General features: G+C 68.5%; 21 protein-coding genes and 1 pseudogene. 7 read left to right on the top strand and 15 right to left on the bottom strand.

Annotation, left to right across the window (positions count from 1 at the left end; all coding sequences use genetic code 11):
- Nucleotides 1-38: 38 nt before the first annotated feature.
- Together COC42_RS01320 and COC42_RS01315 are read left to right on the top strand one after the other, a co-directional pair.
- Entirely contained in the window at nt 39-350 is a 312-nt protein-coding gene (locus COC42_RS01320; protein WP_096341493.1) for a hypothetical protein, read from the top strand.
- Complete coding sequence (locus COC42_RS01315; protein ID WP_096341492.1) at nt 350-1,924, top strand: methyl-accepting chemotaxis protein; 1,575 nt, start codon at nt 350-352, stop codon at nt 1,922-1,924. Before COC42_RS01320 ends, COC42_RS01315 begins: the two co-directional genes overlap by 1 nt.
- A 6-nt stretch (nt 1,925-1,930) precedes the next feature.
- Here the strand turns inward: COC42_RS01315 and COC42_RS01310 are convergent, their stop codons facing one another.
- The 9 genes and pseudogenes from COC42_RS01310 to COC42_RS17795 form a co-directional block, all read right to left on the bottom strand.
- Nucleotides 1,931-2,710: a phosphoadenylyl-sulfate reductase gene (locus COC42_RS01310; RefSeq protein WP_096341491.1), complete on the bottom strand. Its 780-nt coding sequence runs from the start codon at nt 2,708-2,710 to the stop codon at nt 1,931-1,933.
- Nucleotides 2,703-3,131 (bottom strand): DUF934 domain-containing protein, encoded by a 429-nt coding sequence (locus COC42_RS01305; protein WP_096341490.1) that lies wholly within the window; start codon nt 3,129-3,131, stop codon nt 2,703-2,705. Before COC42_RS01305 ends, COC42_RS01310 begins: the two co-directional genes overlap by 8 nt.
- Nucleotides 3,128-3,529, bottom strand: a complete 402-nt coding sequence (locus COC42_RS01300) for a Rid family hydrolase (protein WP_096341489.1) — start codon at nt 3,527-3,529, stop codon at nt 3,128-3,130. Before COC42_RS01300 ends, COC42_RS01305 begins: the two co-directional genes overlap by 4 nt.
- Complete coding sequence (locus tag COC42_RS01295) at nt 3,516-5,156, bottom strand: nitrite/sulfite reductase (protein WP_096341488.1); 1,641 nt, start codon at nt 5,154-5,156, stop codon at nt 3,516-3,518. Before COC42_RS01295 ends, COC42_RS01300 begins: the two co-directional genes overlap by 14 nt.
- 117 nt (nt 5,157-5,273) lie before the next feature.
- Nucleotides 5,274-5,570, bottom strand: a complete 297-nt coding sequence (locus COC42_RS01290) for a DUF2849 domain-containing protein (RefSeq protein WP_096341487.1) — start codon at nt 5,568-5,570, stop codon at nt 5,274-5,276.
- Nucleotides 5,567-6,358 carry a uroporphyrinogen-III C-methyltransferase gene (gene cobA, locus COC42_RS01285; RefSeq protein WP_096341486.1) on the bottom strand — a complete coding sequence of 264 codons (792 nt, stop codon included), beginning with the start codon at nt 6,356-6,358 and terminating at the stop codon, nt 5,567-5,569. The genes COC42_RS01290 and cobA overlap by 4 nt, the downstream gene beginning before the upstream one ends.
- An 85-nt stretch (nt 6,359-6,443) precedes the next feature.
- Nucleotides 6,444-6,662, bottom strand: a pseudogene (locus COC42_RS01280) (cupin domain-containing protein); the annotation flags it as partial.
- A gap of 246 nt (nt 6,663-6,908) precedes the next feature.
- Nucleotides 6,909-8,324, bottom strand: coding sequence for a succinylglutamate-semialdehyde dehydrogenase (gene astD, locus COC42_RS01275; protein WP_245843757.1), 1,416 nt, complete (start codon nt 8,322-8,324; stop codon nt 6,909-6,911).
- A 185-nt stretch (nt 8,325-8,509) separates the two neighbouring features.
- On the bottom strand, nt 8,510-9,880 hold the full coding sequence (locus COC42_RS17795) for a protein adenylyltransferase SelO family protein (protein ID WP_096341483.1): 1,371 nt from the start codon (nt 9,878-9,880) through the stop codon (nt 8,510-8,512).
- An 18-nt stretch (nt 9,881-9,898) separates the two neighbouring features.
- On the opposite strand from COC42_RS17795, the gene COC42_RS17790 reads away from it, so the two are divergent.
- The 3 genes from COC42_RS17790 (at nt 9,899) to COC42_RS01255 (ending at nt 13,378) form a co-directional block, all read left to right on the top strand.
- Nucleotides 9,899-10,780 (top strand): alpha/beta fold hydrolase, encoded by an 882-nt coding sequence (locus tag COC42_RS17790; protein WP_096341482.1) that lies wholly within the window; start codon nt 9,899-9,901, stop codon nt 10,778-10,780.
- Nucleotides 10,777-11,907 carry a glycosyltransferase family 4 protein gene (locus COC42_RS01260; RefSeq protein WP_096341481.1) on the top strand — a complete coding sequence of 377 codons (1,131 nt, stop codon included), beginning with the start codon at nt 10,777-10,779 and terminating at the stop codon, nt 11,905-11,907. Before COC42_RS17790 ends, COC42_RS01260 begins: the two co-directional genes overlap by 4 nt.
- 67 nt (nt 11,908-11,974) lie before the next feature.
- Complete coding sequence (locus tag COC42_RS01255) at nt 11,975-13,378, top strand: NAD(P)H-dependent flavin oxidoreductase (RefSeq protein ID WP_096341480.1); 1,404 nt, start codon at nt 11,975-11,977, stop codon at nt 13,376-13,378.
- Between the two features lie 42 nt (nt 13,379-13,420).
- Here COC42_RS01255 and COC42_RS01250 read toward each other — a convergent pair whose 3' ends face one another.
- From COC42_RS01250 to nadC, 4 genes are all read right to left on the bottom strand, one after another.
- Nucleotides 13,421-13,615, bottom strand: a complete 195-nt coding sequence (locus COC42_RS01250; RefSeq protein WP_096341479.1) for a hypothetical protein — start codon at nt 13,613-13,615, stop codon at nt 13,421-13,423.
- Nucleotides 13,616-13,717: 102 nt separating this feature from the next.
- Nucleotides 13,718-14,428 (bottom strand): ribonuclease T2 family protein, encoded by a 711-nt coding sequence (locus tag COC42_RS01245; RefSeq protein ID WP_245843756.1) that lies wholly within the window; start codon nt 14,426-14,428, stop codon nt 13,718-13,720.
- A complete protein-coding gene (locus COC42_RS01240; RefSeq protein WP_096341477.1) occupies nt 14,425-14,847 on the bottom strand; it encodes a hypothetical protein in 423 nt (140 codons plus the stop codon). Before COC42_RS01240 ends, COC42_RS01245 begins: the two co-directional genes overlap by 4 nt.
- Before the next feature lie 58 nt (nt 14,848-14,905).
- Nucleotides 14,906-15,748 (bottom strand): carboxylating nicotinate-nucleotide diphosphorylase, encoded by an 843-nt coding sequence (nadC, locus tag COC42_RS01235; RefSeq protein ID WP_096341476.1) that lies wholly within the window; start codon nt 15,746-15,748, stop codon nt 14,906-14,908.
- 305 nt (nt 15,749-16,053) lie between these two features.
- Between nadC and COC42_RS01230 the strand changes: the two genes are divergently transcribed.
- Entirely contained in the window at nt 16,054-18,231 is a 2,178-nt protein-coding gene (locus COC42_RS01230) for a M10 family metallopeptidase C-terminal domain-containing protein (protein ID WP_096341475.1), read from the top strand.
- A 57-nt stretch (nt 18,232-18,288) separates the two neighbouring features.
- On the opposite strand, the gene COC42_RS01225 is transcribed toward COC42_RS01230, so the two are convergent.
- Nucleotides 18,289-18,780: an SH3 domain-containing protein gene (locus tag COC42_RS01225; protein ID WP_176484525.1), complete on the bottom strand. Its 492-nt coding sequence runs from the start codon at nt 18,778-18,780 to the stop codon at nt 18,289-18,291.
- A 96-nt stretch (nt 18,781-18,876) separates the two neighbouring features.
- Here COC42_RS01225 and COC42_RS01220 point away from each other — a divergent pair, with 96 nt between their 5' ends.
- Nucleotides 18,877-19,884: a 2-hydroxyacid dehydrogenase gene (locus COC42_RS01220; RefSeq protein ID WP_096341473.1), complete on the top strand. Its 1,008-nt coding sequence runs from the start codon at nt 18,877-18,879 to the stop codon at nt 19,882-19,884.
- Here COC42_RS01220 and COC42_RS01215 read toward each other — a convergent pair.
- Nucleotides 19,881-20,297 (bottom strand): TlpA family protein disulfide reductase, encoded by a 417-nt coding sequence (locus COC42_RS01215; RefSeq protein ID WP_141395756.1) that lies wholly within the window; start codon nt 20,295-20,297, stop codon nt 19,881-19,883. The two genes, COC42_RS01220 and COC42_RS01215, sit on opposite strands and share 4 nt — an antisense overlap.
- Nucleotides 20,298-20,304 lie beyond the last annotated feature (7 nt).

Raw genomic sequence — 20,304 nt, 5'->3', positions numbered from 1 at the left:
TAACGCGGTCTTCACCATTTCGGCTCTAGGCGTAACCCATGGTTAAGCTGTTTTCGGGGCCGGTCGCCGTGGCCGCCCAATGCATGCTCGCGATCGGCGGGATCGGCTCGCTGTTGCTGGCGCCGCCGGCAAAGGGGCCGCTGCTCATCGTGCCCGTTGCAGGTAGCAGCGTCGGCGCGCTCAATGCCGCGATCGGGGCCGGCGCGCGGCTGGTCGGCAAAGGCACGGTGCCCGGCAGCCTGATCGTCGAGGGCCGGCGCGACGCGATGATGATCGCGGTACTCCGCGCGGGCGGCCTGATCGTCGCGGCGCAGCCGGGCCTGTGCGGACGGACGGAGATCCCGGCATGATGGCGACGAATCCGGATTGCGCGCTGGCGGCGCTGCGGCGGCGCGGCCTCACCTTCGTCGCGGGGGCAGGGTGGGCAAGTCTTGTCGCGATCCTGTTCGTCGCGTGGTCGACGGGGCAGCCGATGCTGCCCGTCGCGATCCTGGGCGGGGCGGTCAATGTCCTGCCGACGCTGTCCGCGTTATCGGGCCGATCGGATGCGACCGCACGACTGCTGGCAGGGACGCTGTCGGCGGTGATGCCCGCGCTACTGGTCTATGCGCTGGCCGGTCATGGCTGGCAGATGGATGCGCACATGTACTTCTTCGTCGCGCTCGCGCTGTTGACGGTGCTGTGCGACTGGCGGCCGATCCTGCTCGCCTCCGGCTTGATCGCGGCCCATCACCTGGCGCTGGAGTGGCTGGCGCCCGACTGGGTGTTCAACGGCAACGGCAATCTGGGGCGCGTGGTGTTCCATGCGCTGGCCGTGGTGCTGCAATTCGCTGTGCTGGGATACGTGACGACGCAACTTGCACAGTTGGTCGCGGCGCAGGATCGCGCGATGCACGAGAGCGGGCGCCTGCTCGCCGCCGCAGAGGCCGAGGCGACGCGCGCCGAGCGGGAGACGCTGCGTGCCGAGAGCGCACTGGCACAGGCGCGGCGCGCGGAGGCGCTTGCCGAGACCGCCCGGACCGAGCGGCGCGACGCGGAGCGGCGCCATGCCGCCGAACGGCGACGCGAACTTTTGGCGCTGGCAGGCGATTTCGAAGCATCGGTGACCGGCATCGCGGTGGCGATCGAGGACGCGGCGCGGGGGCTGGAGCAATCGGCGGCCACGCTGGACGCGATGTTCGGGGCGGCGGGGCGCGAGGCGGGAATTGTCGCGGCGAATGCCGCCGATGCGGCGAGCGAAATCCGGCGCGTGGTCGGCGCGATCTCGACGCTCGGCCAGTCGATCGGGTCAATCGCCGCGGCGGCGGAGCAACAGCGCGAGTTGACCGGCATCGGCCGGGTCAAGAGCGAGCAGAGCCGCACGACAATCGCGGCCCTGTCGGACCGCACCGAGCAGATTGGCACGTTCATCAACGAGATTCGCGGCATCGCGGCCAAGACCAACCTGCTGGCGCTCAACGCGACGATCGAGGCGGCACGCGCGGGCGATGCCGGGCGCGGCTTTGCCGTCGTGGCGGGCGAGGTGAAGGGGCTGGCGGCGGAGACCGAGCGTGCGAGCGGACGGATCGTTGACATCCTCAACGACGTACGCGGATCGGCGGCGGCCTCGAGCGTGGACGCCGACCTCGTTTGCGATGTCGTGGGCGAGGTGTCCGATGCCGCGGCGGGCATCGCGGCGGAGGCGGCCGAGCAGCGGTCGCTGGCCAGCGCGATCGAGACGAGCGTGACGCGGGCGGCTGGCAATGCCGATCTGATCGAACAGCGGATCGAGGGGTTGGCCCAGCGCGTCGATACCGCCGGCACGCTGGCGACCGATCTTCGCGCCAGCACGCAGGCGCTGTCGGTCACCGCCCACGCGCTGCGCGGTTCGGCCGAACGGTTCGTGCTCCATCTGCGCGAGGAGCCGCTGGCAAATGCGGCCTGAACCCGCTCAGAAGCTCGGCTGGTCGGGGTCGCCGTCGTTCGGCTGGACGTGGATGCCGCATTCGGTCTTGTCCCAACCCTTCCATCGGCCCGAGCGCGGGTCCTCGCCGGGGGCAACCTTGCTGGTGCAGGGGGCGCAGCCGATCGAGGGATAGCCCTGCGCCACCAGCGGATGGGCAGGGAGGTCGTGCTGGCGGAAGTAATCCTCCAGATCCTCGCGGCTCCAGGTGATGAGCGGGTTGATCTTCAGCCGCCCGTCTTTGCTGGCGCTGTCGAGTTCGAAGCGCGGCAGATGTGCGCGCGTCGCCGCCTGGAATGCCTTGCGTCCGGTGATGCTGGCGTCGAAGTCAGCCATCGCCTTTTCGAGCGGGAGGACCTTCCTGATCTCGCAGCAGCCATCGGGGTCGTAGGACCAGCGCAGGCCAGTGGCGTCGCGCTTCTCGAGCGCTTCGGCATCGGGGGTCAGGACGCGCAGGTCGGTAAGGCCGAGGCGTGCCACCAGGTCATCGCGATAGGCAAGCGTTTCGGGGAAGTGCTTGCCGGTGTCGAGGAACAGCACCGGCGTCGATCGGTCGGCCTGCGCGACGAGGTGGAGGAGCACGGCCGATTCGGCGCCGAAGGAGGAGACGACCGCGACCTCGCCCACCATCCGCTCGCCGAGCAGGACGCGCAGCATCTCGGCGGTGTCGCGGCCGCGGAACAGGTTGTTGAGGCGCAGCGCGTCGGCCGCGGTGAAGCGGGGGGCGACGTCAATGCGATCGATGCGCCGGACGGCGGCTTCAGCCATGACGGAGTCTCCACACGGGGCTGCGGCCGTCGGCCGCCCCCTGATACACATGCGCCTGTTGTTCGAGGGCGCGGGCCAGCGCCGCCGCGTCCACCGGCTGGGCGGGCGCGAAGCTGTCGAAGCCGCAGCGGCGCATGAGCGGGATCTGATCGACGAGCACGTCGCCCTCGGCGCGCAGCTCGCCCCGATAGCCCGCCTCGCGCAGCACCGACGCCGCCGAATAGCCGCGACCGTCGCGGAAGCTGGGGAAGCTCACCTCGACCAGGGCGAGGCGATCGAGATGGGGGAGGAGCGCGCGCGCATCCTCGCCCGCCTCGATGCGGACCGCGGTGGCGTTCGACTGGCCGAGGAACGCGTCGAGCGTGACGGCGGGCTCGTCATGCTCGGGCTCGTCGCGGAAGCGGAGCGGGGAATTGGTCATGCGGCACCTTGGGGCAGGCTGACGATCGCCTTGATCTCGAAACGGAAGCCCGAGAGCCAGGTGGTGCCGGGCACGGTGATCGCCGGCCGCGGGCCGTCGCCGAAGCGCAGGGCGAACTGCTCGATCGCGAGCGGCAGCACCGTGTCGGGGTCGATCGCAAAGATCGTCACGTCGACAACGTCGTCGAAGCTCGCGCCCGCGGCGGCGAGGATCGCCGCGAGATTGTCGAAGGCGAGCGTGATTTCCTCGCCGAGATCCTCGGGCGGGGTCCCGTCCTCGCGCGCGCCGACCTGGCCCGAGACGAACAGGAACCCGTTGGCGCGTACCGAGGGCGAGTAGCCGTGCAGCTTGTAGAGCGCGTGCGGCTTTTCGGGCCAGACGGTGTCACGGGCGGGCATAGATGACCTCCTTGAACGGCTCCATGCCGAGGCGGCGATAGGTGTCGACGAAGCGCTCGCCGGGTTCGCGGCGAGCCTTGTAGAGATCGGTCACGCGCTCGATCGCGTCGACCACCCCGTCCTCGTCGAAGCCGGGGCCGGTGATGCGGCCGAGGCTGACGTCCTCCGCCCCCGATCCGCCGAGGAGGAGCTGGTAGTTCTCCGTCCCCTTACGGTCGACGCCGAGGATGCCGATGTGACCGGCATGATGGTGGCCGCAGGCGTTGATGCAGCCACTGATCTTGAGCTTGAGCTCACCCAGGTCGCGCTGGCGCTCCGGATCGGCGAAGCGATTGCTGATCTTCTGCGCGAGCGGGATCGAGCGGGCGTTGGCGAGGCTGCAATAATCAAGGCCGGGGCAGGCGATGATGTCGCCGATCAGGTCGAGATTGGCCTCGGCCAGCCCCGCGCCATCCAGCGCCTGCCAGACCGCATACAGGTCCGCCTTGCGCACGTGCGGCAGGACGAGGTTCTGTGCGTGCGTTACCCGCAGCTCGTCGAAGCTGTAGCGTTCGGCGAGGTCGGCGATGAGCTCCATCTGCTCGGCGGTCGCGTCGCCGGGGATGCCGCCGGCGGGCTTGAGGCTGATCGTCGCGATCGCATAGCCGGGCTGCTTGTGCGCGGCGAGATTCTGGTCGAGCCAGAGCGCGAACGCAGGATCGCTGCGGTCGATCGTGTCGGGCGCGTCCGCCTGGAACGGCGGATCGGCGAAGAAGGCAGCGATGCGGTCGAACTCGGCCTTGGGCGGGTCGAGGCCGAGCTGCTTGACGGCCAAGAACTCTTCCTCGACCTGCTCGCGATAGGCATCGACGCCGATCTCGTGCAGCAGGATCTTGATCCGCGCCTTGTAGATGTTGTCGCGCCGACCAAAGCGATTGTAGACGCGCAGGCACGCCTCAAGGTAGCTGAGCAGGTCGTCGATGCCGACGAAATCGCGGACTTCGTGCGCGATCATCGGCGTGCGGCCCATGCCGCCGCCGACGAAGATGCGCGCGCCCTGCTGGCCGTCCGCGTTTCGCACGATCTCGATGCCGATGTCGTGCAGGCGCATCGCCGCGCGATCCTTCGGCGCGGCGATCACGGCGATCTTGAACTTGCGCGGCAGGTAGCTGAACTCGGGGTGGAAGGTGCTCCACTGGCGAAGGAGCTCGGCCCAGGGGCGCGGGTCGGTCACTTCGTCGGCGGCAGCACCGGCATACTGGTCCGAGCTGATGTTGCGGATGCAGTTGCCGCTGGTCTGGATGGCGTGCATCTCGACCTTCGCCAGCTCGGCGAGGATGTCGGGCGCGTCCTTCAGCTGGATCCAGTTGTACTGGAGGTTCTGGCGCGTGGTGAAATGGCCGTAGCCGCGGTCGTAACGCCGGGCGATGTCGGCGAGGACGCGCAGCTGCGCCGAATTGAGCGTGCCATAAGGGATGGCAACGCGCAGCATATAGGCGTGAAGCTGAAGATAGAGGCCGTTCATCAGCCGCAGCGGCTTGAACTGGTCCTCGCTCAGCGCACCCGACAGACGGCGCTCCACCTGATCGCGGAATTCCGCGACACGAGCGTCGACGATGGCCTGGTCATATTGGTCGTAGCGGTACATGTATTCAGCTCCAGCGCCGTTCGGTCCGAGCGAAGTCGAGGAGGGCCGCCGAGCGAAGCGAGGCACGTCGCTGCGCTCGGCAATGTGTCTCGACTTCGCTCGACACGAACGGGAAGGTCATATCACCCAGCTCCCCGCCGCGGGGTCGGCGGGCTTGAGCGTCAGGTCGGCGCGGACGGTGGGGCCGAGTGCGCGGATGCGGTCCTTGATGTGCGCGGGGCGGGGGCCGCCTTCGGTCGCTTCCGCGTCGATCACATAGGGCACGTTGACCCGGCGCGCGGCCTCTTCCTCGCGCGCGAGGCGTTCGCCGTCCTCACCCACGTCGACCGCATCCTCGACATGGCGCGACCAATCGCTGCCCGTCCACCAGACGACGTCACCGGTGGGCAGATCGTTGCCCGTCAGGATTTTCATGCCGCCATTCCTTCCGCGACCTTGGCCCAGCGCGCGAGCTTGTCCTCGGCGTCCGAAAGTTCGACTACTTCGCCGACGACGATGATCGCCGGGCTTTCGACCCCCTCGCGCTCGACCATCGCGCCGAGGTCGGCAAGGAGCGTCTTGAGCGCGCGATGACCCGGGCAGGTACCCTTTTCGAGCACGGCGACGGGCATGTCGGGCGCAACGCCGTCAGCCATCAGCTTCTCGGCGATCGCGCTTGCTGTGGCGACGCCCATGTAGATGACGAGCGTGCGGCCGCGGCCGGCAAGGCCCGACCAGTCCTGTTCGGACAGGCCCTTGCACTGGCCCGCGACGAAGCTGACCGCACTCGAATGGTCGCGGTGCGTGAGCGGCAGCATCGCCTCCGCGGCGCAGCCGAGCGCCGCCGAGACGCCAGGAATGACCTCGACCGCAAGGCCGGCGGCGCGCACCGCCTCGACCTCCTCGCCGCCGCGGCCGAAGATGAAGGGGTCGCCGCCCTTCAGCCGCACGACGATCGAGCCGGCCTTCACATGCGCGACGATCAGCGCGTTGATCCCCTCCTGCGGCACGGTGTGGCGCGCGCGCTTCTTGGCGACCGAGATGCGCTGCGCGTGCGGCGGGGCGAGGTCGAGGATGCGGGGGTCAATCAGGCCGTCATGGACGACGACATCGGCCTGTCCCAGCGCCTCGACCGCGCGAACGGTCAGGAGGCCGGGATCGCCGGGGCCGGCACCAACGAGAATGACGCGCCCGCGCGCATCGGGATCGAGAAGGCTTGCCATGGCTCCGGATGTGGGCCGCAGAAACCGTCATCGCAATCCAGCGATGCTTGGTCGATGGGTAGCAACGCTATCGTCCGCGGGTCCGTCACTCGGCGATATGGAAGTCCGGATTGGCGGGGTCCACATAGGCGGTCTGAAGCGTCAGGATGCTGCAGCCGCTGCGCGATTCGTGCGGGCCGTGAACGACCCCGGTTGGATGGGTCACGAAGGCACCCGGCCCTAGCGTCTCGCCTGCATTGATGAAGTCGCCCGACAGCACGTAGTGCGCCTCTGCCCCGTCGTCATGATAATGCGCGGGGATGCGCGCTCCGGCGCGATGTGAATGATCTTCGTGACGAAGCCCCGCGCGGCATCGACGTTGACCAGCGTGGCTGTCACGCCGTCGGGGGTGCCCCCGGAATGCCGAACGGGACGGGTTCGATCGCGTCGGTCTGAACCGTCAAAGAAGTGCCGTCGACCTGCATTGCCGCCTCCCCTCGGAATTGTTATTGAACGTTACAATACTAGGCGCTCAATGTGACAGGTTCGCGTCGTGTGACGGCGGCAATTCTCAGCTCTCCCGCAACCCGATCCCGATCGACGCGCGGGCGGACTCGGCCTCGCTCGATACGACCGGGAAGGCGCAATAGTCGGCGGCGTAATAGGCGCTCGGGCGGTGGTTGCCCGACCAGCCGACGCCGCCGAAGGGCGCCGAGGAGCTGGCGCCGTTGGTTGGCTTGTTCCAGTTGACGATGCCCGCGCGGATGCCCGCCCAGAACTGATCGTAGAGGTGCGGGTCTTGGCTGACGAGGCTGGCGGACAGGCCGTATCGGGTTGCGTTCGCCTCGGCCACCGCTTCCTCGAAGGTTGCGGCGCGAATGACCTGGAGGACCGGGCCGAACAGCTCGACATCGGGCTTCTCGCGCGCGTCGGTCATGTCGACGATGCCGGGCGACAGGAAGGGGCGCCCCTCCACCGGCCGCTCCATGTAGCGGATCGGGCGGCCGCCCTGGCTCATCAGCGCGAGGAAGCTCTCGGTCAGGAGATCAGCCGTGTCGTTGTCGATCACCGGCCCCATGAAGGGTGCCGGATCGGCATGCGGCTCGGCGATGATGAGGCGGCCCGAGAGCTTCACGATCTCCTCGACCAGCGGGTCGAACAGGCGATCCTCGACGATCAGGCGGCGCGCGGCGGTGCAACGCTGGCCGGCGCTGGTGAACGCCGACTGGATCACGAGCACGGCGGCCGAATAAAGGTCGGGCGTGCCCCAGACGATGATCGGGTTGTTGCCGCCCATTTCGAGCGCGAGGATCTTCTCGGGCGTCTCGGCGAACTGGCGGTTGAGCGCGAGGCCGGTGCGCGCCGAGCCGGTGAAGAGCAGGCCGTCGATGCCCGGATGCGAGGCAAGCGCGCGGCCCGCCTCGGGCCCGCCGAGGAGCAGGCGGATGCAGTCCTCGGGCACGCCCGCGGCGCGATAGCAGTCGACAAGGAAGGCGCCGACCGCGGGCGTCTTCTCCGACGGCTTGAAGACGACGGCATTGCCCGCGATCAGCGCGGGAACGATGTGGCCGTTGGGCAGGTGCGCGGGGAAGTTGTAGGGACCGAGCACCGCAAGCACGCCATGCGGCTTGTGCCGGAGCGCAAGGCGGCTGCCCATCGGCGCGTCGATGCGGCGCTGGCCGGTTCGCTCCGAAAAAGCGGTGATCGAGATGTCGACCTTGGCGATGACGGTGTCGACCTCGGTCCGCGCCTCCCATAGCGGCTTGCCCGTTTCGCGCGCGATCAGGTCGGCGAAGGGGTCATATTTGGCGCGCACGACATTGGCGAAGCGGCGCATCGTCTCGATGCGATAGGTCAGCGGGCGTGCGGCCCACTGGCTCCACCCGGCGCGTGCCGCGGCGACCTCTGTATCGGCATCGCCGGCGGTCCCGCGCCACAGGACCGCGCCGGTAGCGGGTTCGAACGAGATCAATTCGCTGGCTGACACTGATGGCTTTCCGGCTGGCTCCCCCCGAGCGGGGGCGTTCTGCAACAAACGCGGGGGAAAGGCTACCCGTGGTTGTGGAGCGCGTGCGCCCGACGAACCGCGTCGTTTTTGGCCCATGGCACCAGACTTCGCGGAAGCACTCGCGTCGCAGCGGCGGGAGCCGGGGCCAAACGGTGCTGCACCCCTCAGGCGAGCGCCTCGCCCAATCCGCGGACCGCCGCCACCTTGTCATAGAGCGGCTGCCAGTCGTCGCGCTGGTCGATCGCGGACCACAGCGTCTCGACCTCGTCGATGAGCATCGACACCGGCGGGCCGGACCAGTGCGGGTGGCTGCGTTCCTTGCGGGGGGCATAGGGGGCTAGGTGCTCGCGCGCCTCGGCAAAGGCGTCGCCATTGCACGGCGCAATGATACCGCCGAAGCTGTCGTGGAAGAAGGCGTCGATCGGGGCGTCACTTTCGCGCAGGCCGCGCTCGATCGCCTCGACGAGGGGCAGGTCGTCGGCGCCGCGCGGGCTGACGCCAAGCCGCCACAGGATCGCGCGGGCCACCGCGGGCGGGTAGAGGTCGCCGAACCGCTCGAGTGCCTCGATCAGCGGGGGTGCGTCCGAGATCGTCCGCAAGGCGACGGCCAACTGCATGCAGTTCCAGTGGATCGCCTCCGGCTGGCGGGCAAAGGCGTAAAGGCCTGCATGATCGAAATAGGCGGCGGTGAAGCCCGGGTCCCAGCTCGGCGCGAACCGCCACGGGCCATAGTCGAAGCTCTCGCCCGACACGTTGATGTTGTCGGTATTGAGCACGCCGTGAACGAACCCCGCGGCCATGTAGGACGCGGCCAGTGTCGAGGTGCGATCGACGACATGGCCGAGCAGGCGCGCGGGAGCGTCGGCGCCGCCCTCCTCGCCATAGAAGTGGCGGAGGCAATAGTCGGTCAGCGCCGCCATGTTCTCTGCCTCCCGCAGATAGGCGAGGCGCTGGAAGGTGCCGATGCGGATATGGCCGTGGCTGAGCCGCGTCAGCACTGCGCCGCGTGTGGGCGAGGGTTCATCGTTGCGATCGAGCGCCTCGCCCGTCTCGACGATCGAGAAGGTGCGGCTGGTGTTGACGCCCAGCGCCTCGAGCATCTCGGTCGCGAGCAGCTCGCGCATCGCACCCTTCAGCGTCAGGCGGCCGTCGCCGAAGCGGCTCCACGGCGTCCGGCCCGACCCCTTGGTGCCGAAGTCCATCAGGCGGTCGCGATCGTCGCGAAGCTGGGCATAGAGAAAGCCGCGGCCGTCGCCGATTTCGGGATTGTACTGGCGGAACTGGTGGCCGTGATAGCGAAGCGCGAGGGGGGCGGGGAGGCTACCGGGCAGCGGCTCGAACCGGGCGAAGCGGGCGAGCCATTCGTCGTCGGACAGTGTCGCCAGCCCCACCTCCGAGGCGGCGCAATCGTTCCGCCAGCGCAGGATCGACTGCGGGAAACGCGCCGGCTCCACCACATCGTAGAAGGCATCGCCCAGTGCCTCGATCGCGCGTTCAGGGCGGGGCGGGATCGACGCTTGCGGGAAATCGGCCATGCGGCGATATGGGTAGCGATGGCCACTGCCCGCAACCCGAGCCCCTATTCCGACGGCTATTGGTGGTCGGGGGACGGCGTCCGGCTTCATTACCGCGACTATCCGGGGCCGGCGGACAAGCCGCCGATACTGTGCCTGCCCGGCCTGACCCGCAACGTCCGCGATTTCGAGGCGGTGGCGGCGCGTCTGTCGCCCGACTGGCGCGTGATCGCGGTCGAACTGCGCGGACGCGGCGAGAGCGGCTACGCCAAGGACCCGATGACCTATGTGCCGCTCGCCTATCTGCAGGATGTCGAGCGGCTGATCGACGAGCTGAAGTTGGAGCGGATCGTCGCGTTCGGCACGTCGCTGGGCGGCATCCTGACGATGCTGCTGGCAGCGACGGGACGCCCGCCGCTCGCCGCGGCTTTGCTCAACGACGTGGGGCCGGAGCTCGGCAAGGCAGGGCTCGAGCGCATCCGCGGCTATGTCGGCAAGCCCGCGCAATACCCGACCTGGATGCACGCCGCGCGCGCGCTGGCCGAGGCGAATGGCGACGTCTATCCGACCTATGGCGTCGAGGACTGGCTGGCCATGGCCAAGCGGCTGCACCGGCTCACCTCGGCGGGGCGGATCGTCCTCGACTACGACATGAAGATCGCCGAGCCGTTCCGCGTGCCGGGGAACGAGGCGGGGGTCGATATGTGGCGGGCGCTCGACGCGATGAAGGACGTGCCGACACTGATCGTGCGCGGTGAGCGCTCCGACATCCTCGCGGCCGATGTCGCCGAGCGGATGACCCAGCGGCTGGACCGCGCAGAGCTGGTGACGGTGGCGGATACCGGCCACGCGCCGACGCTGGATGAACCCGCGGTCGAGGCGGCGATCGACCGGCTGCTGGCGCGCGTGCCAGCGGCGTGACCGTCAACATCCTTCACCTCCATTCGAGCTTCGACCTCGGCGGCAAGGAGGCGCGCGCCGTCCGGCTGATGAACGCCTTCGGCAAGCGCGCGCGGCATACCATCGTGTCGGGCGTCGAGGGCGCGTATGGCGCGAGGGGCGCGATTACCAAGGGTGTGGCACATGAGATCGCGCAGGACCCGCCGCCGCTGACCGGCAAGCCCTCGGTCGCGCGGTACGAGGCGATTGCGCGCTATATGCGGCGGTTCGACCTGGTGCTCACCTATAACTGGGGCGCGGTCGACGGGGTGATGGCGGCGCGGGTGTTTCCCAAGGGCGCGCCGCCCGTTGTCCATCACGAGGATGGCTTCAACGCCGACGAGGCCGAGCGGCTCAACCGGATGCGCAACTATTATCGCCGCGTCGCGCTGGGGGCCGCGCATGCGCTGGTCGTCCCGTCCGAGCGGCTTGAGAAGGTCGCGCTGACCGCGTGGAAGCAGCCGGCTGCGCGCGTTCACCGCATCTCCAACGGCATCCCGACCCGCCTCTACGCCGGGCGGCCCGACCCGAGGGCGATCCCCGGCTTCGTCAAGGGCAGGGATGCCGTGGTCGGTACGCTTGCCGGGCTGCGCGCGGTCAAGGACCTGCCGCTGATGGTCCGCGCGGTCGGCGGCGTGCCGCAGAATGTCCGCCTCGTCATCGTCGGGGAGGGGCCGGAGCGGCAGGCGATTGAGAACCAGGCGGCGGCGATGTTCATGCACGACCGCGTGCACCTGCCCGGCTTTCTCGCCGAGCCGCACCGTTATATCGGGCTGTTCGATCTCTTCATGCTCACCAGCCTGTCCGAGCAGCAGCCGATTTCGGTGATGGAGGCGATGGCGGCGGGGTTGCCGATCGTGGCACCGCGCGTCGGTGACATCGCGTCGATGGTCGCGCCCGAAAACCTGCCCTATCTCGCCGACGGCCGATCGGAGATCGAGCTGCGCGACCGGCTGGCGCCGCTGGTCGCCGATCCCGACCTTCGTGCCGCGGTGGGGGCGGCGAATCGCGCGCGTGCGTCGGCGCTTTTCGACGAGGGCCACATGATCGGAGCGTACACAAGGCTTTATGAGGGTGCGATGCGCCGGCCGGGTGTGTTACAACCTTAATCTTCGCTCGCACGCGCCGTCGAATGACGCTAGCGCGGGGCGCATCAGGGTCCATTCGGAGGAAAGCTTGTTCAAGGGTCTGTCACCCATTCGCTACAACGGTCGCGAAGTCTGGCCGCTGATCGAAGGGGGGAAGGGTGTCGCCGCCACGAACCACGCATCGGCGGGCGCCTGGGCCGCGGCGGGCGGCATCGGCACGGTGAGCGCGGTCAATGCCGACAGCTACGACGCCGAGGGCAAGATCATTCCGCAGGTCTATCACGCGCTGACGCGCCGCCAGCGGCATGACGAGCTGGTCGAATATGCGATCGAGGGCGCGGTGCAGCAGGTCCGCCGCGCGTTCGAGATCGCCGGCGGCAAGGGCGCGATCAACATCAACGTGCTTTGGGAGATGGGCGGCGCGCAGCGGGTGCTGCACGGCGTGCTCGAGCGGACGCGGGGCATGGTCGCGGGTGTCACCTGTGGCGCCGGCATGCCGTACAAGCTTTCCGAGATCGCGGCGTCGTACGGCGTCAATTACCTGCCGATCGTGAGTTCGGGCCGTGCGTTCCGCGCGCTGTGGAAGCGCGCCTATTCCAAGGCGAGCGAGTGGCTGGCGGCGGTCGTTTACGAGGATCCGTGGCTGGCGGGCGGGCATAACGGCCTGTCCAATGCCGAGGACCCGCTGGCGCCGCAGGACCCGTATCCGCGCGTCAAGGCGCTGCGCGACGTGATGCGCGAGGGCGGCATCTCCGACGAGGTGCCGATCGTGATGGCGGGCGGCGTCTGGCATCTTCGCGACTGGAACGATTGGATCGACAATCCCGAGCTCGGCGCCATCGCCTTCCAGTTCGGCACCCGGCCGCTGCTCACCAAGGAGAGCCCGATCCCTGAAGAGTGGAAGGCGCGGCTGATGGAACTGGAGCCGGGCGACGTGCTCCTCCACCGCTTCTCGCCGACGGGCTTCTATTCATCGGCGGTGCGCAACCCGTTCCTCCGCAGTCTGGAAGCACGGTCGGAGCGGCAGATCCCCTTCTCGACGCAGGAAGCGGGCGATCACATCTTCCAGCTCGACGTCGGCGTGAAGGGCAAGAACTTCTGGGTGACGCGCGGCGACCTGCTCCGCGCGCGCGAGTGGTTCGGCCTGGGATTCACCGAAGCGCTGAAGACGCCCGACAACACGCTGGTCTTCGTGACCCCGCCCGAGAAACAGGAAATCCGCAAGGATCAGGCCGACTGCATGGGCTGCCTGTCGCAATGCGCCTTTTCGAGCTGGGCGGATACCGAGACGAACTCGACCGGCCGCCTCGCCGACCCTCGCAGCTTCTGTATCCAGAAGACGCTGCAGGACATCGCGCACGGCGGGCCTGTAGACCAGAACCTGATGTTCGCGGGCCATGCCGCGTACAAGTTCAAGCAGGACCCCTTCTACTCCAACGGCTTCGTACCGAGTGTGAAGCAGCTGGTCGACCGTATCCTGACGGGCGACTGACCTGGGTTGCGGCGGGCCGTGCTGGCCCGCCCTTCCGGTCGATCAGTCGTCGGTGACGGTGCCGATCACCGCGCCGCCGACGCCGCCAACGGCCGCGCCCTTCTCGACATCGCCGCCGGTTGCCGCAGCAACGCCGGCCCCGCCCGCGCCGCCGATCGCCGCGCCACGGAGAGTCGAACAGGCGCCGAGGCTACCGGCCGCGGCGACGAGCAAAGTGGTGGCGAGAAGCGTTCGCATGCATGGCTCCTGTTGATGTGGATCAGGAAAGATACGCACCAGCAGCCAAGCGCGTTCCCGGCCATGTGCGGCGGCAACGAACAATTACAAACGCTTGCGTAATCAGCGCCCGCGCCAGATGCGCAGCGGCTGGCCCGCCGGGCGGCCGCGCTGGCGCGCGGGACAGCGCGTATAGCCAAGGCGCGTGTCGAGGCAGATCCACACCTCGTCGAGCCAGCCTTGGCGATCGGCGGTGACGCGCAGCATCGCCGGAGTGAGGCCGGGATTGGCGCGGGCAAAGGCCTGGGCGAACTGGCCGGTGGTCAGCCCGCGGCGGCGCGACAGCGCGTCCATGTCGGGATAGCGCAGCCGGCCGTAGAGCCGCGTCGACTGCTCGAAATAGGCGGCGGGGGACACGCCCATGCAGGTGCCATGCTTGGCATATTCGTGCTGGAGCAGCTGCACCGACGGCGTCGCGCACAGGTTGCGACGGATCACCGCAGCGGGGAGGGCAGGGGCCGCGCGGCAATATTGCGGCCAAGCCTTGCCCCGCCCATCGGGCCACAGGCCGTGGAGCGTGAAGCCGAAATCATTGCCACCGCCACATTGAACTCGCGACGACGGCCGGTTACCCGAGGTACGGCAGAATTGGGGACTCCAGCTGATCGCAAGCGTGTAGCTGCCGATCGGCAGGACGCGGCGCGGCTCGCGCTGGGTTGGTCCCTCGACGCGAGGGTCGGGCAGGCGCTGCGGGATCGCACAGCGATACGCCTGCGCTGAGGCGGCGCCGGGCAGCGCGACCAGCGCGGCCGCGGTCGCCAGGGCGAACTTCACTCGAACGTCTCGCCCAGATCGTCGTCGCGGGTACCGCGAAACCATGCGGCTGCATCGCGGCGAAACAGCATCGTCACCGCCGCCGCTTGAAGCAGCCAGCCAAAAGCGCCGAGCAGCCCCGCCGTCCCCGACGGATAGCTGCCCATCGAGACCGAGAAAATGAGCGACACCGCGCCGAAGAGGAACAGAACGACCAACACCCAGCGTGCCCCGTTGCTCGCGCGGCGAGCGATGAAGAACCAGAGCGCCAGGTTGATGACGACACCAATCGCGATCGACCCGATCAGAAAGCCCGGTCCCAGGGGCTGTGCGCCGGGAATCTCGCGAAGCTGGTCGAACACCATCGCCGAGTTGACGAGCCCGACCGCAACCGCGCCGAGGAAAAGCCGCTCGAACCAGATGATCGATGGTGGCCGCATGATCTCGAATCCCCCTTTGTTTCGGCGACGATAGCCGGGCCGAAGCGCTCGCGAAAGCTCAGCCCGGCGCGAGATCGAGGCCGATATCGGCGGCGGGCGCTGACTGGGTCAGGCGGCCGACGCTGACATAGTCGACGCCGGTCTCGGCGATAGCGCGGATGGTGTCGAGGCGGACGCCGCCCGACGCCTCGGTCGCGGCGCGGCCGGCGACGATCGCGACCGCCTGTCGCAGCGTCGCCGGCGCCATGTTGTCGAGGAGAAGGTGGGTCGCCCCCGCGCCGATCGCCGGCTCGATCTGGTCGAGCCGGTCGACCTCGACGATGATGCGCGGGATGCCGGCCGCGACGGCACGAGCAGTGGCGGCCTCGACCGACCCGGCGACGGCGACATGATTGTCCTTGATCATCGCCGCATCCCACAGGCCCATGCGGTGATTGGTCGCGCCGCCCATCCGCGTTGCATATTTCTCGATCACGCGAAGGCCGGGCAGCGTCTTGCGCGTGTCGAGCAGCGTCGCGCGGGTACCCGCGATCGCCTCGACATAGGTGCGGGTCAGCGTGGCGATGCCCGACAGGTGCTGAACGGTGTTGAGCGCCGATCGCTCGGCGGTCAGAAGCGCACGTGCCTTGCCGGAGATGCGCATCAGGTCGGTGCCCGCCGCGACGGCCGTACCCTCCTCGACCAATCGCTCGACTTGCACCTCGGGGTCGAGCGTGCGGAAGAACGCCTCGGCGAGCGGCAGTCCGGCGACGACGATCGCGTCGCGGCTGTCCATGACCCCGTCGAAGCGCGCCTCGGCGGGGATGACCGCGACCGAGGTGACATCGCCGCCGGGGCCGAGATCCTCGGCCAGGGTGGCGGCGACGAAGCCGTCGATGTCGAAGCCGGTCAAGTCGATCATCCCCCGCGCCTAAACCGTGTGGCCCGGTGCGGCAACGGATCGTCGCACGAAAAATGCGGTGAGTCGTCGTCGGGGCCGTTGACAGGCGCAGGTTGAAGTTGAAACTTTCCGTTCAGTTAAGGGCCGGGGGCAGTGTGCCACCGGGGGACGGGAATGGGTCGGCGCGCGACCGACCGGCGCGGCGGAGCTGGTACCAGGGATCAGCTTGCCGCGTCTGCGCACCGGGTCATGGTCAGCCGCTGTGCCGGATCACGGACTGAACGTCCGCCCGGCGCGGCCCCGCGCGCAAGGGCAAGGGGACGAGCATGGGTATCATGAACAATCGCACGACCTTCTCCAGCTTCGAGGGTGGGGACGCCCTGGCCGCGGTACGAGCCAGCGGCAGCTTCAATCCGCTGCGCGCGGTGGATGCGGGGCTGCACCCGCAGGGTTGCGATTGCGGCCTGCACGAGGCGAGCGATATTGACCCGCGCCTTGTGACCAGCGACGCCTCGGTCGATCCGCTTGCCGGTACCACCGCGCCCAACGGCAAGCCGATCTGGAACCTCGATCAGATCACCGCCAATCTCAACCGCAACGGCCACAGCTGGAACCCGGGCGGCGACAATACCGAGCAGCGCGGCGATGCCGATCCGCGGACGATCACCTTCGGCTTCTTCAACACGCAGGCCGATCTGGTCGGTCAGGGCTATACCTTCGACTATCAGGGCGTTTCCTACGGCGCCGAGGAGTTCTTCAACTTCGGCGCCTTTACCGATGCGCAGCGTGCGGCGGCGCGCGAGTCGATCGGCTATTGGGACGATGTTCTCGATGTGAGCTTCGTCGAGACGAGCTCCGACCAGGCCGATATCAATTTCGGCGGCCTGGCCGACGCGCCGCAGACGCAGGCCTATGCATATTTTCCCGCCAAGACGCTGTACGGCCTCGACGAGATCGACGCGCAGGTGCAGGGCCTGGGCGGCGATGTGTGGATTTCGGCCAGCCAGGCGAGCAACTTCCAGTTCCAGCAGGGCGGCTATGCCGGCAACACGCTGACGCACGAGATCGGCCATGCGATCGGTCTGGACCATCCGGGCCGCTATAATTTCGGGCCCGGCTTCTCAGTCAACTATGCCAACGGCGCCGAATATTATCAGGACGCGCGCAACTACACGATCATGTCCTACTGGAACCCGCGCGACATCGGCGCGCGCGATTTCGATTTCACGATCCACACGATCTCGTACGGATCGACGCCGATGATCCACGACATCTATGTGGCGCAGCAGATTTACGGCGTCGACACGACGACGCGGACGGGCAACACCACCTACGGCTTCAACAGCAATGCCGGCCGCGATGCGTTCGACTTCACCAAGAACACGGCGCCGTTCGTGGCGATCTGGGATGCCGGCGGCAACGACACGCTCGACGTCTCGGGCTTCAACACCAACCAGATCATCGACCTCAATCCCGGCACGCTGAGCTCGATCGGCGGATCGACCCAGGCCGAGGCGCTGGCGCTCTCGTTTGAGGAAGTAAACGCCAAGCGCGTGGCGCTGGGCTACACGCCGATCACCCAGACGCAGTATCAGAACAACATTAACGCGATCCTCAACGATCCCTTCCGCGGGCAGCTGACCGACAATGTCGGCATCGCTTACGGTGCGACGATCGAAAACGCGGTGGGCGGCGGCGGCAACGACGTCATCATCGCCAACTCGGTCGCAAACCGGATCGACGGCGGCGCCGGCAGCGACACCGTGAGCTATGCCACCGCCACGTCGGGTGTCACCGTCAACCTCATCGCCAAGCTGACGCTGGGCGGGGCAGCGGGCGACACGCTGACCTCGATCGAGAACATCACCGGTTCGAAGTACAACGACATCCTGTCCGGCGATCTGGGCGACAACACGATCAGCGGCGGCGTCGGCGGCAACGACCTGCTCGACGGGGGCTGGGGTACCGACACGCTGAGCTATGCCGACGCGCTGACCGGCGCGACCGTCAACCTCCAGACGTACCAGTTCGCTGGCGCGGCTGCGGGCGACTTCGCGTTCAACTTCGAGAACGTCCTTGGCTCGGCCTATGACGACGTACTGACCGGCAACGTCTTCGCCAACGTCCTGACCGGCGGGGCGGGCAACGACCGGCTCGACGGCGGCGTGGGCAACGACACGCTTGATGGCGGCGCGGGAAGCGACACGCTGACCGGCGGGGTCGGCAAGGACCTCTTCAAGTTCAGCCATGCCGATGGCGGCTATGACGTCATCACCGACTTCGCGAAGAACGAGAAGATCGACCTGTCGGCGATCGATGCCAAAACGACCGTCGCGGGCAACGACGCCTTTACGTTCGTCGGCGCAAATGCATTTACCGGGGTGGCGGGCGAGGTCCGCTTCGCGAACGGCCTGCTGCAGGGCGACGTGAATGGCGACGGCACCGCCGACTTCACCGTCGATATCGGCAACAAGTCGCTCGTCGTCGGCGACCTGGTGCTCTGAGGCGCGGAGCGGGGCCGGCGGCTCGCCCCCGGTCCCGCGCTTCAGCCCGTCAGAAGGTCAATCGACATCCTCGTCGGGGGCAACGCCCCACAGGCGAGCGGTCTCTACGAAGCCGCCCCGCCCCTTGACGTCGAGATAGCACCAGCCGCGGGCGCAGCGGCTGATCCGGCCCACGACACCCGGGGCTGCGCGCCAGGCGACCCGCGCCGACGCGGAGGGAGCGTCGCGCAGGATCGCGACGCCGCCCTGGACGAAGGCAGTACGCGTATCGCTGAGCAGTCCGACCTGCATCCAGCCCTGCGTCCCGCCAGGATCCTCGACCTTGCGCCAGTCGCGATAGATATCGACCACCTTGATCGGCAGGTCGGCGCGAACATAGAGCCAGCTGGCGGGATAGTTGCGGCCCGGGCCGGTGCGCATCCGCGCCTTGTCCGCGGCGATCGAGGCGAAATAGGGGGGCTTGCGCGTCTGCGCCTCGAGCGCCGACAGGCCGGTCGCGGCCATCGCCACGGCGGCGAAGCCGGCGGTCAAACGGGGTACGCGATGCATCGACATGTCCTGTTGCCCTTTGGTCCGCCCTAACGCGAAGCGCCGGCCAGCATCAATGGCGTTGACGCCGCCGCGGGCGCGGGCCAATTCCGATGGATGGCCGATCCCGCCCGCTCGCCGCGCCCCCGCCGCCCCCGCGTGATCGTGACGCGCCGGCTGCCCGACCCGGTGATCGCGCGGATGCACGAGCTGTTCGAGCTTGTCCCGAACGAGGACGATCATGCGTTTTCCGCGCAAGAGCTCGCGGCCGCGGTCGCCGATTGCGACGTGTTCGTGCCGACCGTCACCGATGCCGTCGACGGCGACCTGCTGGCGGGAGCGGGCGAGCGGCTGCGGCTGATCGCCAATTACGGCGCGGGCGTGAACCATATCGACCTTCGCGCCGCGCGCGCGCGCGGCATCGTCGTCACCAACACGCCGGGCGTCCTGACCGAGGACACCGCCGACATGACGATGGCGCTGATCCTGTCGGTGCCGCGTCGGCTGGCCGAGGGCGAGAAGCTCGTCCGGTCGGGTGCGTGGACGGGGTGGAGCCCCTGCGCGATGCTGGGCCACCGGATCGGCGGCAAGGCGCTGGGCATCGTCGGCATGGGCCGGATCGGCCAGGCGGTGGCGGCGCGGGCGCGGGCGTTCGGGCTCACCGTCCATTATCACAATCGCAACCGGCTGCCCGCGGTGCTCGAGGCGCAGCTGGGGGCAACCTGGCACGCCGATCTCGACGCGATGCTCGGCGCGATCGACATCCTGACCATCCACACGCCGCGCAATGCCGACAGCGAGGGGTTGATCGACCGGCGGCGGATTGGGCTGCTGGGACCGCACGTCTACCTTATCAACGCCTCGCGCGGCGGAATCGTCGACGAGGAAGCGCTTGTGGAGGCGCTGGAGGGCGGCCGGCTGGCGGGGGCGGGGCTTGACGTCTGGCAGTTCGAGCCGGCGATCGACCCGCGGCTGCTGGCGCTGCCCAATGTGGTCATGACACCGCACATGGGATCGGCGACGATGGAGGGGCGCGTCGCCTCGGGCGAGAAGGTCATCGCCAACATCCGCGCCTGGGCCGACGGCCACCGCCCGCCCGACCAGGTGCTCGAGGGCTGGATCTAGCGCCCGCAGCGCCTGCGCATCTCGGTGACGCCAGCGGGATCTAGCGGTCGAGATAGCTCGGCACAGATCCGTCCCGCCGCGTCGGTCATCACGCTGTATGGCAGCCCAGCGGTACGGCTAGAGAGCGCCGCCACGACGACCCGCGAGGTCGCGATGCGATCGGGATCGACGCGCGCCAGCATCCGAGCGGTCGCCGGGCGGCGATCATAGGGAACGACGCGAACCTCCACCGGCCCCGCCGCCGTCTGAAGCGCGTCGAGGCGCGCGATCTCGCCATAGCAGGGCACGCACCACGACGCGACGAGGAGGAGCAGGCTGTCGGCGGGCAGCGGCTCCGATGCCGGTGCGGACGCCGCCAGCGAAGTTGCGGCGAACGGCAGCGCCAAATATCGGGAAAGCGTGGACAATCGCATCGCGCTT

This window comes from Sphingomonas spermidinifaciens (assembly GCF_002351485.1).
Lineage (GTDB): Bacteria > Pseudomonadota > Alphaproteobacteria > Sphingomonadales > Sphingomonadaceae > Sphingomonas > Sphingomonas spermidinifaciens.
The sequence above is the reverse complement of the archived record's forward strand: the minus strand, read 5'-3'. Positions and strand labels throughout refer to the sequence as shown.